At 47.7% G+C, this 14,378-nt stretch carries 13 protein-coding genes and 1 pseudogene; 10 read left to right on the top strand and 4 right to left on the bottom strand.

All coding sequences use genetic code 11. From position 1 onward, the window contains the following. Together Q0K92_RS13070 and Q0K92_RS07035 are read right to left on the bottom strand one after the other, a co-directional pair. Positions 1-1,599: pseudogene (locus tag Q0K92_RS13070) on the bottom strand (methyl-accepting chemotaxis protein); the annotation flags it as partial. Positions 1,600-1,640: 41 nt separating this feature from the next. Further along, complete coding sequence (locus Q0K92_RS07035) at positions 1,641-2,165, bottom strand: chemotaxis protein CheW (protein WP_297325098.1); 525 nt, start codon at positions 2,163-2,165, stop codon at positions 1,641-1,643. A 609-nt stretch (positions 2,166-2,774) separates the two neighbouring features. On the opposite strand from Q0K92_RS07035, the gene Q0K92_RS07030 reads away from it, so the two are divergent. Further along, a complete protein-coding gene (locus Q0K92_RS07030) occupies positions 2,775-3,161 on the top strand; it encodes a VOC family protein (RefSeq protein ID WP_297325097.1) in 387 nt (128 codons plus the stop codon). A 4-nt stretch (positions 3,162-3,165) separates the two neighbouring features. On the opposite strand, the gene Q0K92_RS07025 is transcribed toward Q0K92_RS07030, so the two are convergent. After that, positions 3,166-3,951, bottom strand: coding sequence for a M48 family metallopeptidase (locus tag Q0K92_RS07025; RefSeq protein WP_297325096.1), 786 nt, complete (start codon positions 3,949-3,951; stop codon positions 3,166-3,168). A 193-nt stretch (positions 3,952-4,144) separates the two neighbouring features. Here Q0K92_RS07025 and Q0K92_RS07020 point away from each other — a divergent pair, with 193 nt between their 5' ends. The 9 genes from Q0K92_RS07020 to Q0K92_RS06980 all read left to right on the top strand — a co-directional run bounded on the left by Q0K92_RS07020 (position 4,145) and on the right by Q0K92_RS06980 (position 12,892). After that, positions 4,145-4,351 carry a dodecin gene (locus tag Q0K92_RS07020; protein WP_297325095.1) on the top strand — a complete coding sequence of 69 codons (207 nt, stop codon included), beginning with the start codon at positions 4,145-4,147 and terminating at the stop codon, positions 4,349-4,351. A 123-nt stretch (positions 4,352-4,474) separates the two neighbouring features. Next, the gene (leuS, locus tag Q0K92_RS07015) at positions 4,475-7,180 is read left to right on the top strand and encodes a leucine--tRNA ligase (RefSeq protein WP_297325094.1); all 2,706 of its coding nucleotides are present in this window, start codon (positions 4,475-4,477) and stop codon (positions 7,178-7,180) included. Between the two features lie 23 nt (positions 7,181-7,203). Further along, complete coding sequence (gene lptE, locus Q0K92_RS07010) at positions 7,204-7,704, top strand: LPS assembly lipoprotein LptE (RefSeq protein ID WP_297325093.1); 501 nt, start codon at positions 7,204-7,206, stop codon at positions 7,702-7,704. 45 nt (positions 7,705-7,749) lie between these two features. Beyond that, entirely contained in the window at positions 7,750-8,784 is a 1,035-nt protein-coding gene (gene holA / locus Q0K92_RS07005) for a DNA polymerase III subunit delta (RefSeq protein WP_297325092.1), read from the top strand. Positions 8,785-8,866: 82 nt separating this feature from the next. Further along, positions 8,867-9,871: a cyanophycinase gene (locus Q0K92_RS07000; RefSeq protein ID WP_297325091.1), complete on the top strand. Its 1,005-nt coding sequence runs from the start codon at positions 8,867-8,869 to the stop codon at positions 9,869-9,871. Positions 9,872-9,935: 64 nt separating this feature from the next. Beyond that, complete coding sequence (locus Q0K92_RS06995; RefSeq protein ID WP_297325090.1) at positions 9,936-11,735, top strand: c-type cytochrome; 1,800 nt, start codon at positions 9,936-9,938, stop codon at positions 11,733-11,735. A 122-nt stretch (positions 11,736-11,857) separates the two neighbouring features. Continuing rightward, a complete protein-coding gene (locus Q0K92_RS06990) occupies positions 11,858-12,277 on the top strand; it encodes a VOC family protein (protein WP_297325089.1) in 420 nt (139 codons plus the stop codon). 13 nt (positions 12,278-12,290) lie between these two features. Next, positions 12,291-12,533, top strand: a complete 243-nt coding sequence (locus Q0K92_RS06985; RefSeq protein WP_297325088.1) for a hypothetical protein — start codon at positions 12,291-12,293, stop codon at positions 12,531-12,533. Beyond that, on the top strand, positions 12,530-12,892 hold the full coding sequence (locus Q0K92_RS06980) for a hypothetical protein (protein ID WP_297325087.1): 363 nt from the start codon (positions 12,530-12,532) through the stop codon (positions 12,890-12,892). Before Q0K92_RS06985 ends, Q0K92_RS06980 begins: the two co-directional genes overlap by 4 nt. A 713-nt stretch (positions 12,893-13,605) precedes the next feature. Here Q0K92_RS06980 and Q0K92_RS06975 read toward each other — a convergent pair. Then, positions 13,606-14,370 (bottom strand): DUF547 domain-containing protein, encoded by a 765-nt coding sequence (locus Q0K92_RS06975; RefSeq protein ID WP_297325086.1) that lies wholly within the window; start codon positions 14,368-14,370, stop codon positions 13,606-13,608. Positions 14,371-14,378 lie beyond the last annotated feature (8 nt).

Here is a 14,378-nt window from a genome sequence, read left to right as displayed (position 1 = left end):
GTTGCGGTGACATTACTGCTGCCACCCGACAGTCTAAATACACTCACTGCATGAGCTAACGCTTGCGCTTGTTCTTGCATGGACTCGGCTGCTGCCGCCGACTCTTCCACCAACGCTGCATTTTGTTGCGTTACTTCATCCATTTGCGTCACCGCCTGGTTCACTTGTTCAATACCCGAACTCTGTTCCTGCGATGCTGCAGATATCTCGCTCATGATGTCAGTGACACGTTTAACTGAACTGACTATCTCATCCATGGTTGCACCAGCTTCATCAACCAATCGCGTGCCTTCGTCAACTTTTGCGACTGAATCATTGATCAATTCTTTGATTTCTTTCGCTGCCGCTGCCGAACGTTGCGCCAATGTACGTACTTCCGTAGCCACAACTGCAAATCCGCGGCCTTGTTCACCTGCACGCGCTGCTTCTACTGCAGCATTCAATGCCAGAATATTGGTTTGAAATGCGATACCATCAATAACACTGATAATGTCGACAATCTTATGCGAGCTTTCATTAATCGATTTCATGGTATGCACCACTTGACCCACTACCGCACCGCCTTTTACCGCAACTTCCGATGCGCCGGCTGCCAATTGGTTTGCCTGGTGGGCATTATCAGCATTCTGTCTGACGGTTGAAGTCAATTCCTCCATCGAAGAAGCCGTTTCTTCCAGGCTGGATCGAAGAAGCCGTTTCTTCCAGGCTGGATGCTTGCTCTTCCGTGCGTTGACTCAGATCCAAATTTCCAGAGGCGATTTCACCCGAAGCCGTTGTGATCTGATCCGTACTCGAGCGTACTTTACCAACTAAGTCTATCAAGCTGTCATTCATCTCTTTTAAGCGTGCTTGTAGTAACCGACCTGTTGACGATTTTGTAGATGTTACTACGATATTAGACGTCAGATCACCTGATGCCACTTTATGCGCAATATCAATGGCCTCATCCAACGGCAACAATGGATCGCAGCAACAAGGCCCCAAAAACAACCGCCATAAGAATACCGAAACCTATAGTGACCAAAGAAATCATAAAAATAGTTTCGTAACTGCTTTGTGCGCTGTTATATTCATTTTCAGCGACTTTACCTTGCAGATCCAGTAAAGCAAACACGGTATCACGTAGTGCATTAAACTTTGGCACGGTATTTCCCGAGAGATTTTGTGTGCAGCTTCAAATTCTCCTTTCGAAGCAAGTTGAATGGTTCGATTCATTGAGTTTACATACTGTACATGTTTGCGCACCTTTGGTTTAGCAAGTACCGCCTCTTCGGCGTGTTAAAGTGGTCTCTTAAGTATTTCGCCCACACCCCTTCATTCTGTTTCACGAGTTTATTCGCTTCTTCTCTCCAGCGCTTTTGCGGTAGCGGTATTTTTCGATTCAATTGCATTTCTCGCGTTTTCGCGAACTTGATACCAAACATCCAGGATTGATCCTAACTGCACAGATGGAATCAGGCGATCTTGATAAACATTTTTTACTCCTGTATTGGAATGGTTAAAACCATATAAACCCAGAGCACCAATTCCTACCATCAATACCGATAGAATGCTCATGACAAACATCAAGCGAAACTTTATAGAAGTATTTGTGAACATTAAGACTCTCCTTCAATTTTTTAAGAAAACAACAGCTTTAATTAATTAATGCTTTGCTCAATCAAGCCCATATCGCTACCGCCCATCAGCTTTTCGATATCGATCAATATCAGCATCCGCTCGTCGACTGTTCCAAGTCCCATGATGTATTCCGTATCAATGACAGAACCCAATCCAGGTGTAGGGCGCATTTGCTCCTCTCCCAATGCAATCACATCGGATACCCCATCCACTACGATGCCCATGACTCGCCCCGCTACATTTAAAATAATTACCACGGTGAATTGATCATAATCCGCATTACTCATCCTGAACTTGATCCTCATATCGATAATCGGTACGATGATTCCCCGCAGATTCACAACGCCCCTGATAAATTCCGGAGCATTGGCAATTTGGGTGATGGCGTCATAACCACGAATCTCTTGTACCTTAAGTATTTCGATTCCGTATTCTTCCTTACCTAGACGAAACGTTAAAAATTCGTTGGCCATACGGCTGATTACTGCACTGTGTGACTCGGCAATCTTCTCGGTAACCTTATTTGCTGCATGCTCCTGTAACATGTTTTGCGCTCCTCTTTCCTCTTGTTTGCTATCAAAATCCAATCATCTGTGTGCTATCGAATAATTATGTAAGTCTGGTAGAACGCTGGTATACGTTTTAAAGAATTGTGACCAAGACGGCACCCAGGTATCTATATCCATCTTCAGCAGATCACTGACTGACTGACTTACTCTTATTCGCCATTTAATCCATTAAAATGAGTAATGTTTTCTTACGACCAAAGGAAATATTTTCTTTAGTCGGCATTGAAAGTTTCGATGAACTTCTTAATTAGAAATGGAAAAGGCAAAAATAATAAACGAGTTAATTATGCGCAAAAATTAATCACCTCAAATACAAAAAACATTAATCCTACGATAAATCATTAACATACACATCAGCTCCCGAATTCGCTTTCACACATGGCAAGTTGCAGTTTAAATGGCAAACACTCAATAACAGAATGTGGGAATATGATTACGTTCAAGAATCCATACCCAACCAATCCTTATTCAGCCATACCGCAGCTTTCTACATTCAATCACGGGCAAGCGCTGTTCATTGCAAGAAAACTGTTCCGCAATCAAAAAATCATGCTATAAATTAATTTTCAGCAGGAAAACAGCAAAATGACGATCGCAGGCATGAACCATTTCACTGTGCTAAGCAGTGATCTCGAAAGAAGCAAGGTTTTTTATATCAATGTGCTCGGACTAACAGAGGGCTACCGCCCGCCTTTTGCTTTCCCGGGTGCATGGCTGTATGCCGGGAATCAGGCGATATTGCATATTATGGCGGGCAAGCCGATGCCGAAAAACGCAGCAGGTGTAATTGACCATATGGCTTTTACCGCATCCAATCTGCAAGCGATGGTCAACACCTTAAAACAACAAGGTATCCACTATGAATTACACCGTCTGAAGGACCTGGAAATTTGGCAATTATTTTTTCACGATCCGGACGGTGCAAAAGTCGAATTGGATTTTCCGGCGGATGAACCGGAACCCAGTGAATAATGAACTATTTCACACAATTCGGTTTCTTGCCTGCAGCATGCGCCTGCTGCATCAGTTTTGTCGCTTTTGGCAGGTGTTTCCGCAAGTCGTCAATGCGGGTTTCATGCGATGGGTGAGTCGACAAGAATTCTGCAGGTTGCTCACCCTGACTGGCTTGCGCCATTTTCTGCCATAGCGTGATGCTTTCAGCAGGATTGAATCCGGCTTTTGCCATTAACTCAATGCCAATGGCATCCGCCTCGCTTTCATGCAAGCGGCTGAACGGCATGATCAAACCATATTGCGTGCCAAGACCCAAGAGACTAAGCGCAGTTTGGCCCATGGGTGTTTGCGGCGCAGCTACCGCCGCGATGAGTGAAATGCCCATTTGCGCTCCCAATTTCTGCGACATTCGCTCATTACTGTGCCTGGCCAGCACATGGCCGATTTCATGACCAATGACAGAGGCCAATTGATCCTGGTTATCCACCAGATCAGCCAATCCGGTATGCACACCGATTTTACTGCCCGGCAAAGCGAATGCATTCAATGTATTATCCTCAAAAACAACAACTTCCCAATTTCCACCGACTTCGTGCGTAATGGCATTTGCGACACAGCGTACAAACTGGTTTTCACGCGCATCCTGGCTGATCTCTTTTTCATTTTTCATGTTTGAAAAAGCTTGCAACCCCATGGCATCAAGTTCATTATCCGGCATGAAAGCCAGTTGACTTCTACCCGTTGGCGTAGTCGCACAAGCAGCAAGAAAAATTATCATCAACAAGGTAAATATCAATCTGGGCTTCATGGTAAACAGCTCCGTTAAAATCAATCACTGAAATTTTTCCATCGCCATTCACATTTGATTGATTTATTGCAACACTATCAATCAATTGGATAAACATATATTCATCCGAAGTTACCGTAACAAAGGTTTAGTGCTGCGAATGGCTTGGAGTATGATATAACGCTTTTTTCAACAATATAAAGAGGAATTTAAAATGGGCGATCATATCTATAAAATCATTGAAATCGTCGGTTCATCCACCAAAAGTAGCGATGATGCGATTCAACAAGCGATTGCCAAAGCCGGTGCGACCCTGCACAACTTGGATTGGTTTGAAGTAGTGGAAATGCGCGGGCATATCGCCGATGCCAAAGTTGCACATTATCAAGTAAAGCTAAAAATCGGCTTTCGCCTGGATTAATCAGCCTGATACGAAGCAAATATCGTTTCGGGTGACGCAAATCAAAGTCTACCTGACAATCGGCATAATTCCCCCAAATACTTCGCGGTATAATTAGCTATTTAAAGTAAACAGCTAAATTCCATGCAAGAGAAATATCATCCCCAGGAAATCGAAAAAAACGCCCAGCACTATTGGGAACAAACAGCGGCATTCAAAGCGGTAGAAATCCCCGACAAACCGAAATACTACTGCCTGTCAATGTTTCCCTATCCCTCCGGCAAACTGCACATGGGACATGTACGCAACTACACCATCGGCGATGTGTTGTCGCGTTACCGCCGCATGCGGGGTTACAACGTACTGCAGCCGATGGGTTGGGATGCATTCGGCTTGCCGGCTGAAAATGCTGCAATGCAAAACAATGTTTCTCCGGCAAAATGGACTTACGACAATATTGCCTACATGCGCAAACAACTCAAGAGCCTGGGATTGAGTATCGACTGGGAACGCGAGATCGCCACCTGCGACCCGAGTTATTACCATTGGAACCAATGGCTGTTTCTACGCATGCTGGAAAAGGGATTGGCGTATCAAACCACCGGTACGGTCAACTGGGATCCGATTGATCAAACGGTATTGGCCAATGAGCAGGTGATTGACGGCTGCGGCTGGCGCACCGGCGCGCCAGTGGAAAAACGCGAAATCCCGATGTATTACATGAAAATCACTCAGTATGCCGACGAATTGCTGGCAGCGCTGGACACACTGACCGGCTGGCCGGAACGGGTAAAAACCATGCAGGCCAACTGGATCGGCAAGAGTTATGGCGTCGACATTACTTTCCCTGCCGACACCGAATCTGGTACACCGCAAGACCTGAAAGTGTTCACCACCCGTGCGGACACGCTGATGGGCGCCACGTATGTCGCTGTTGCCGCCGAACATCCGCTCGCGTTGCATGCCGCAAAAAACAATCCATCGCTGCAAGCTTTTATCCAGGAATGTAAACTCGGCTCCGCTAAGGAAGCCGATCTGGCTACGCAGGAGAAAAAAGGCATGAACACCGGTTTGTTCGTGATTCATCCATTGAATGGCAACAAACTGCCGGTATGGGTCGCCAATTACGTATTGATGGGTTATGGCGAAGGCGCGGTTATGGCGGTGCCTGCGCATGACGAACGCGATTTTGAGTTTGCAAAGAAATATGGACTTCCAATCAAACAAGTAATCACAAAAGGCCGAGAAGATGGCTTTGGTGATGGAAGTGGATACGGAGGTGGAACAGGCTCTGGAGCAGGTTCTGGGGATGGCAGCGGATATGGCGACAGTGGAACTGACGCACCTTTTTCTACCTCTTCCTGGCAAGAATGGTATGGACGCAAAGAAATTGGCGTTTGCATCAATTCAGGCAAATACGATGGTCTCGGTCATAGTGCTGCAGTAGATGCCATTGCTGCGGATCTCTCCGCAAAAGGCCTCGGCAACAAACGCGTGCAATACCGCCTGCGCGATTGGGGCATTTCGCGCCAACGCTACTGGGGCTGTCCGATTCCGTTGATTCATTGCGCCGACTGCGGCGTGGTGCCGGTACCGGATGATCAATTGCCGGTAGTGCTGCCGCAGGATCTGGTGCCCGATGGATCGGGCAATCCGTTGGCAAAAACACCATCCTTTTATGAATGTTCCTGCCCCAAATGCGGCAAAGCTGCGCGCCGGGAAACCGATACCATGGATACCTTTGTCGATTCGTCGTGGTACTACGCCCGCTACGCCTGCCCGGATCAGAACCAGGCCATGACCGATGCACGCGCTAACTACTGGCTGCCGGCCGACCAGTACATCGGCGGCATCGAACATGCCATCCTGCATTTGTTGTACTCACGCTTCTGGAGCAAGATCATGCGTGATCTTGGCTTGCTGACTCTGGATGAGCCGTTTACCAACCTGCTGACGCAGGGCATGGTGCTGAATGAAATTTTTTATCGCAAACCAGACAGTGGACGCATCATCTATTTCAATCCATCGGAAGTCAGCATTCAATATGATGAACAAGGCAAGCGTTGCGGCGCAATCCTGCAAGCCGATAACCAGCCGGTGGAATCCGGTGGCATCGGCACCATGTCGAAATCCAAAAATAATGGCGTTGACCCGCAAAAACTGGTGGAAGAATACGGCGCCGATACCGCACGCCTGTTCATGATGTTTGCCAGCCCACCGACGCAAACGCTGGAATGGGCGGATGCCGGTGTCGATGGTGCCTACCGCTTTCTCAAACGCCTATGGAAACAAGCGTATACTCACCTGCAGCATGGCGTTGTCAGGATTGATCCGACACTGCATCAGACATTAGCGCCGGAGCTAAAAACTCTGCGCATGCAATTACACCAAACCATTGCCAAAGTCAGCGACGACCTGGAACGACGCCATACATTCAATACCGCCATCGCGGCGATAATGGAACTGATGAACGGTTTGGCGAAAATTCAGAACACCGACCCAGCCAGCCGCAATCTGATGCAAGAAGCGCTGGAAAATATCGTACTGTTGCTTTCCCCGATCGTCCCGCACATTTGCCATGAACTATGGCGTGAACTCAAGCCAGGCACCGAGCTTTTTGACCAAACCTGGCCGCAGGCCGATAATGCTGCGATGGTACAGGATGAAATCAAACTGATTGTGCAGGTCAATGGTAAACTGCGCGGACAGATCAATATCGCCAAAGATGCCGGAAAAGATGTCATTGAAAATGCCGCCTTGACCAATGAGCATATACAGAAATTTATTGAAGGACAAACGATCAAGAAAATCATTGTCGTTCCCGGCAGACTGGTTAATATTGTTGTATAAAAATAGATGGTTACACTCAAACAATGAAACTGAATAAACAAACAATTCTTATCCTGATAGTCGTGTTCCTGCTGGCAGCCTGTGGATTTAAGCTGCGCGGACAGATTTCCTCATTGCCGTTCAAGTCTCTCTATATCTCTGCGCCGGACGGACATACTATCGGCATGGATCTGGAGCGTGCGGTAAGCACTTCATCCACCACCAAAGTCGCTGCCAATGCAACAGAGGCCGAGGCGACTTTGGAAGTAGTCAGCGCCGTGAATGAAAGAGCCATTCTGTCTCTATCCGGAGGCGGTCGGGTACGTGACTTTAATCTGATCTATCGAGTCGTATATCGCCTGATCGACAAGCAAGGCATTGAAATCGTGCCGAACACTGAAATCGCCATAACGCGTGTCCTGCCTTTCCTGGATGCGCAAATCCTGGCCAAGGAAGCAGAGGAAAAATTGCTACAAAAAGATATGCAAGCCGATGCTATTCAGCAAATACTCTGGCGTCTGTCTGCAATCAAAATACCCTCTTAGAACCCACGCTGGTCTTGCTATTTCCTCAAGAAATCACTCGTCAGCATGCGGATAAAACTCGAGCAACTTCCCCAACACCTGCAAAAACAGACGGTTCCGCTGTACACATTATTGGGTAACGAACCGCTGTTGATTCTGGAAGCTGCTGATTTAATCCGCACGCATGCACGCCGGCAAGGCTATACGGAACGTGAGTTGTTCACCGTTGATCAGCACTTCAACTGGCCGGATCTGCTCACTGTAGGCAATAATTTATCCTTGTTTGGCGAGCGCAAAATCATCGACATCCGCATTCCTTCTGGCAAACCCGGCAAAGAAGGCGGCAAAACCATTGAAAGCTATTGCAACGCGCTACCGCCCGACACGCTTACGCTCATCACCCTGCCACGCATAGATAAGCAGGGGCAAGCAACCAAATGGTTCAAAACACTTGAAACTACCGGCACCCTCATTCCGGTCTATCCCATCGAGCGCAACCAATTGCCCGGTTGGATAGGTCAGCGCCTCGCTCAGCAGCAACAAAAAGCCGATTCCGCCACGCTGCAATTTCTCGCAGACCAAGTGGAAGGCAATCTGCTCGCCGCGCATCAGGAAATCCAAAAACTCGCGCTGCTTTATCCCGCCGGCAACCTGACATTCGATCAAGTAAAGGACGTGGTGCTAAACGTAGCACGTTACGATGTCTACCAATTATCAGACGCCATGATCACAGCCGACACCACGCGCTACACCCGTATCCTGAGCGGATTGCAAGGCGAAGGCACCGCCCCGCTGCTGATCCTCGCCACACTGGCCGAACAAATCCGCCAATTGATCGTTATTCGCAAAGGACTCAACAGTGGTCAACCACCCGCACAACTACTGCAAGCAGCCAGAATCTGGGGAGACCGGCAAAAATCCGTCATAGCCGCAGCCAATCGCATCCGTTCACCATCGTTGATGCTAGGATTATCACATGCTGCAAAAATAGATCGAATTATCAAAGGCGTCGATCAGGGGGACGCCTGGGAAGAGCTGCTGCAACTGGGTTTGCGCTTTACTATCCATGAAAATTGGCAATTCAGAAATAAAATACAATGAGTACCGTGGCGAATGTTATGCAACGGAATGGAGAAAATGGGGTACGCTTACTTTCGTAATTTCATTAAATATAGGGCAACCGATGAAACGATACTTGATTATTTTACTGCTGTTAACCTTTTCCATTCCTGGGTTTGCAGCCAAGCAACAAAAGCATCCTTATGATTATTTCCGTATTGGCAATACGAGTGATGTGAATCAGTTAACGCAACCCGGTACGGTGTTGATGGGTGGCGGTACCGATGTGGATGAAGCTTTCACGTGGATGTGTGCATTGAGCAACAACGGCGATTTTCTGGTAATCCGCGCAACCGGCACCGATGCCTATAATCCTTACATACGCCAGCTCTGCCCCAACGGCAATTCGGTCGCGACACTCATCATTCCGACTAGAAAAGCTGCCAACAATCAATTCGTAATCGACAGAATTAACGAGGCCGAGGCTATTTGGATTGCCGGTGGAAACCAGGCGGATTACATTAATTTCTGGAAAAATACGTCACTGCAAACAGCACTCAACGAGCGCATTTTACAAGGCGTTCCAATCGGAGGGACCAGCGCCGGCCTGGATGTGCTGACGCAATTTATATATTCTGCGCTTGCCAACAAAGGTGTGACATCCGCTCAGGCGCTTGCCGACCCTTTCAACCAGTACATTACGCTTGATCGCAACTTCATCGTAAACTTACCAGTGCTCGCAGGCGTGATTGGAGACGCGCATGTCTCCAACCGTGACCGCATGGGACGCGATATCGCTTTTTTGTGCCGCACTCATGTCAATGGATGGTCCGATCAGCCCCGTGGCATCTCAGTCGACGAAGCAACAGCCTTGCTTATTGATACGCATGGGATGGGCACGATTGTAGGCAGCGGCAACGCCTATTTTCTGCAAGCACCCGGAGCGCCGGAAGTTTGCGTCATGGGAAGTCCGCTCACGTATGAAAATATCGGTGTGTACCGCATTAATGCCGCGACCGCAGGAACCTTCGATCTCTGGTCATGGCTGGGTTCAAATGGCAGCGAATACCATGTCTCGGCAATTCAAGGCATACTGACTTCGGATCAGGCAAATCAATCACCGTATTAACAAGCTGCCAAGAGCGCTACCGCACTGGAAATTGCAGGTCAAAACAACACAATAAGGAATAACCATGAGAATCTATATTGCTGCTTTGTTCACCGTTAACCTCGTAGCCTGTCAATCCCATCCGCTGGAAGCGCCACTACCGCCGGCTTTTGTCAGCCCAGTACCGGACAATTGGCCGGCGGCGCAAACCCAAAAATCCCAGCAAAAAACTGACTATATTCAATCGCACCAAACGGCTTATGACTGGTTTGCCAATTTTGCCTTCAGCGAAGCGGACGGCATCCCTTATATTGCATTGAAGCTATTGCCAAAGCTGGCGCCGGAACTGTGGGGCAGCGAGGAAAATTTTCTTGATGCTGTGGGTCTGTTTATCGATGAGCGGCAGAAATCCTATCCGATTGCACGCGGCATCGGTTTTAGCGGTCTGTCCCGGGCTGAAGCGCAAAGCAACATCGACTACGCTTCCTTCACGTGCGGTGCCTGTCACATCGGCCGCGTGCGGCTGGAAAACGGCACCATCGATTACCTGGATGGCGGCGTGAATACCACATTCAACATTGTACAATTCCGCGTCAAGCTGTATCAAACCTTGCAAAAAGCTTATGCAGGTGAAACCGGTGACAACAAATACAAATTGTTGACGCAGAAATTACTCAGCGCATTGGATGCAACCCATCAACAAAACCCCAATTACTTTTATAACAATTTTCAACTTGCCGGCAGAAACTTTGATGCTGATTACGAAGCCGCGCAAATTGCATTGTTCAAGAAAAACGCCGAGCAAACCATCCAGCAATTCGCGCAACGTGCGGAAGCCGAATATGACGGTTTCAGCGCTTTGGTCGCAAAAAACTATCAAGGCCTTGAATCCGCCATGATCGCCGGTTTTCCCGGTATGGCCGATGCCACTGGTTTAAGCGCCATCAACGGCTATATCGGTGCACGCAATATCCCTATCGCCAAATGGTTTGCCAGCGTCATTTTACCGCCGGAACCGGGCATTACCGATTTTATGTCGGTGTGGGAACAAGACAAGCGCCGTGCCAGTTGGGATGAAAGTCATCAAAGACTCATCAATGGCGGTGGCCAGTGGAACGGCAACGTGCCGATGCCCATCTATCGCAACCTGATCGCCATGCTGACCTTGGGTTTGGAGAAAACGGACGTGCGCGTGGCCGCCTTTGCCGAGGAGTTGCTCGATGGCTTACCCGCCAGCCCTTATCCATTTGCTGTCGATATCGCACTGGCGAAACAGGGCCAAGCATTATTTGCCGAGCATTGCGCCAACTGCCATCAACCCAAGAACGGCAAAGTGTACGACAATCTCGGCACCAGCATGAAACGCGCTTATGTGGTCGGCACGTTGTTAAACTATGCCGCGCGCAAAGAGTTGTATGAAAATTGTTCACCGGATACGACAGTCAAGATGTACGGAAAAGACGTCAAGCCCTGCGCTGCATTTGACAGCGTCTCACTAGCCGGCAAAAAAGACCTGCTCATGTCGCCCAACGCTGAGCACCACGGCTATAACGCCCGTCCGTTAAGCGGCGTGTGGGCGCAAGCGCCATATTTGCACAATGGCACCGTGCCGACTGTTTATCACCTGTTAGTACCCGATGAACGCCCGGCCAGCTTCATCAAAAGCCGTCTGGACTACGACCAGAAATATCTCGGTTTTTCGTGGAATCCGCAGCAGGCAACCGATCAGAACGACGGTTATCCGTTCCAGACCAATGCGATCGCGGCTTTAAGCAATAAAGGTCATGACAAGGATATCGTGGCAGGCAAAAGAACTTACCGCCTCAACTGGTCCGGCGACAAACAGGGCGCTTTCGCGATTATTGAGTATTTGAAGACTCTATAATCATGTGCGGCCAGTGGTAAATCTCCTTGCTGTCGCAAGACATGGATTGATTTATCGCCCCACTCAATCACAATAAAAATACTAACCAACAAGTACAGCCATCCTAAGCTTAAGGAGTCAACATGGCAAAAACACTGATTCAACCTTATCTGATGTTCGGCGGACGCTGCGAAGAAGCGCTGGAATTTTATCGTACCGCACTCGGCGCAAAAATTGACATGATGATGCGTTTCAAAGACAGCCCGGAACCACCACCGCCGGGTATGCTGCCACCGGGATTTGAAAACAAAGTAATGCACGCCAGCTTTCGCATCGAAAACAACGTAATCATGGCCTCGGACGGTTGCGAAGAAGGTCAGCGTTTCAGCGGTTTTTCGCTCTCCCTCGCGGTTGCGACGGAAGCCGAAGCGGATCGGTTCTTCGCCGCGCTCTCCGACGGAGGCCAGGTGCAGATGCCATTAGAAAAAACATTCTGGTCGCCGCGCTTCGGCATGCTCACCGATCGTTTTGGCATCAGTTGGATGATCAATGTCGTGGCTTAACCGGTTCACATCCATGCGCAATATAAATTTCAATGGGCCGCATCGCATGGTGACCATAGGAATCCTGTTGATTGTATCGGTAACAGGTCAGTCAGGCTGCTCAACCCAACAACTCTACAATACCGGGCAATCATGGCAGCGGAATGAATGTAACCGATTGATGGACCAGTTGGAACGTGAACGCTGCCTATCGAATGCGGGCACTTCGTATGAAGCATACAAGAAGCAATCCACCACCGGAAACGAGCAGAAATGACAACCACCATCATCTTTGAAAGCATGAACGATCAGCAAATTTGGGACATTGCGAATCCCATCATGGACAACCTGATGGATGCTTCCACCCAACTCGATCACGCCCGGCATGTGCGGGATTTTACTGACCGCATGAAAGCCATCGTCACTCCGGCGTATCTTCAACGCGTCTGCCAGCAATATCAATCTGAAAAAGGCTATTTTTCCAATCGTGTCCCTGTCGCTGTTTTCAGACGCCCAGACTCAGTGGCCATGGTGTGGAAACAATCATTCACGAAAGCGCCGGGGGAATTTGTTGCAGAAATGGTGCTCGTTTATAAAAACGGCAGGTATTTGGTCGATCATGCGGTGGTTTTTTGAGCGTCCGCTTGTAGTCGAGATGTATCAAAACGCTCATCGCGGAAGCTTAATTTTAATTAGAATGTTGAAATTATGAGCAACTGCACTTTGTCCATTATTGCGTTAGCCTTTTCCTCCTACACTCGCATTAGTAGTTGAACCCAATAATTGTCTACAGTCGATTGATCCCTTCTGCAGGTAAAGTTACTCTCGCAGGCCCTGCCATGGGAGCATTTTTTCAAACTCACATATGCACCCTCCGAACCCATCGACCGTAGATCCTTCTCTAAACTCACTCACGCCGCCACATCAACTCGACATGCCAGCAAAGTATGACGATATAATAATCAAACCCACCACCACACCGAAGATGACTAGAATGTTGATACCCATACTTTTAAGTATTCCAGCATCGTGTGTCTTTTCTGATGAACTTATATCCATGTTTTCTCCTTTATGATGTAACGAGAGAAATTATGAGCCGAATCAGTGTCATTCTCATTGATCTGGATCAACAAAATGCAAATTGCAGATCTCAATGACGCCAGGAGTGAAATTGAGGAAATATGAAATGTTGTCCCACTGACGCAGTAATTGGTCTTGAGTCCAACAGGGTCCTAGCGTGATCACACTGGGGAGTTAGTCAATCTCGTAACCCACTAATGGCGAAAGGTCATTGGGGTTCAGGTCTTTCACTATCTGCACCACAATTAAAGGAGGCTAAGATTATGGATTTATGGTGTTCTAAGCTTTTCATTGAGAATCCAATTAAACTCAAGAAACTGAATGTAAAAGCTGTCTGTAGCCAATAATTCATTTGCCTGTAAGGTATCAGCAAGGCTATCGCGGTATTGAATAAAGAATTGCGACAGGCTAGACCAGCCTTGCCAACCGCGTTCAAAATCTCTCTCGTACCAATTAAAGAGTTCAGAAACTTCGAGTTTTCCGGTCACTTCGTCAAATCGATTGCGTGACCGGTCTGATAAGAAAGCGCGTGTTGCCGATTCTAATTGGTGCTCTAATTTGATGCCGCTATACGCTCGATTGCGTAATGCCGGGTAATCGATAGAAGCACGATTGAGTGCAAAGTGAATGCGCGGCTCATCATAATTTCCAGGTTTACGGATAAAATCATCTTCAAGCTCTCTTAACGAAAGAATTTTACCAAATAGTGGAATAAAGTTAATTTTTTGCTGGTTCTTTATCATGGCAATCAGTTGTAACTTCTTATGAAGATTGCGTGGCTTATAATATCGAACAGGAGGTATAGTTGATTGGGTCCTTAGAATCATGTCTAGCGTAAATGCATTGTATGCATTAATTAAGAAAGCGAGCTGCTCAGATTTGTCCCAGCTTGAAAAATCGCTTTTCTTGACTTGTGATAACTGAGACAGATATTTGCTTAACTGACCGCGGTATGCAACAAAATCGTAATAATCCACAACACTGGCTTTTCCTTGATTAATCATATAAACGTGTTGGCGTAACAAATCATCCAAAATGGCAT

Source organism: Nitrosomonas sp. (assembly GCF_024282095.1).
Classification (GTDB): Bacteria; Pseudomonadota; Gammaproteobacteria; order Burkholderiales; family Nitrosomonadaceae; genus Nitrosomonas.
This window is presented reverse-complemented; position numbering and strand designations above follow the sequence as displayed.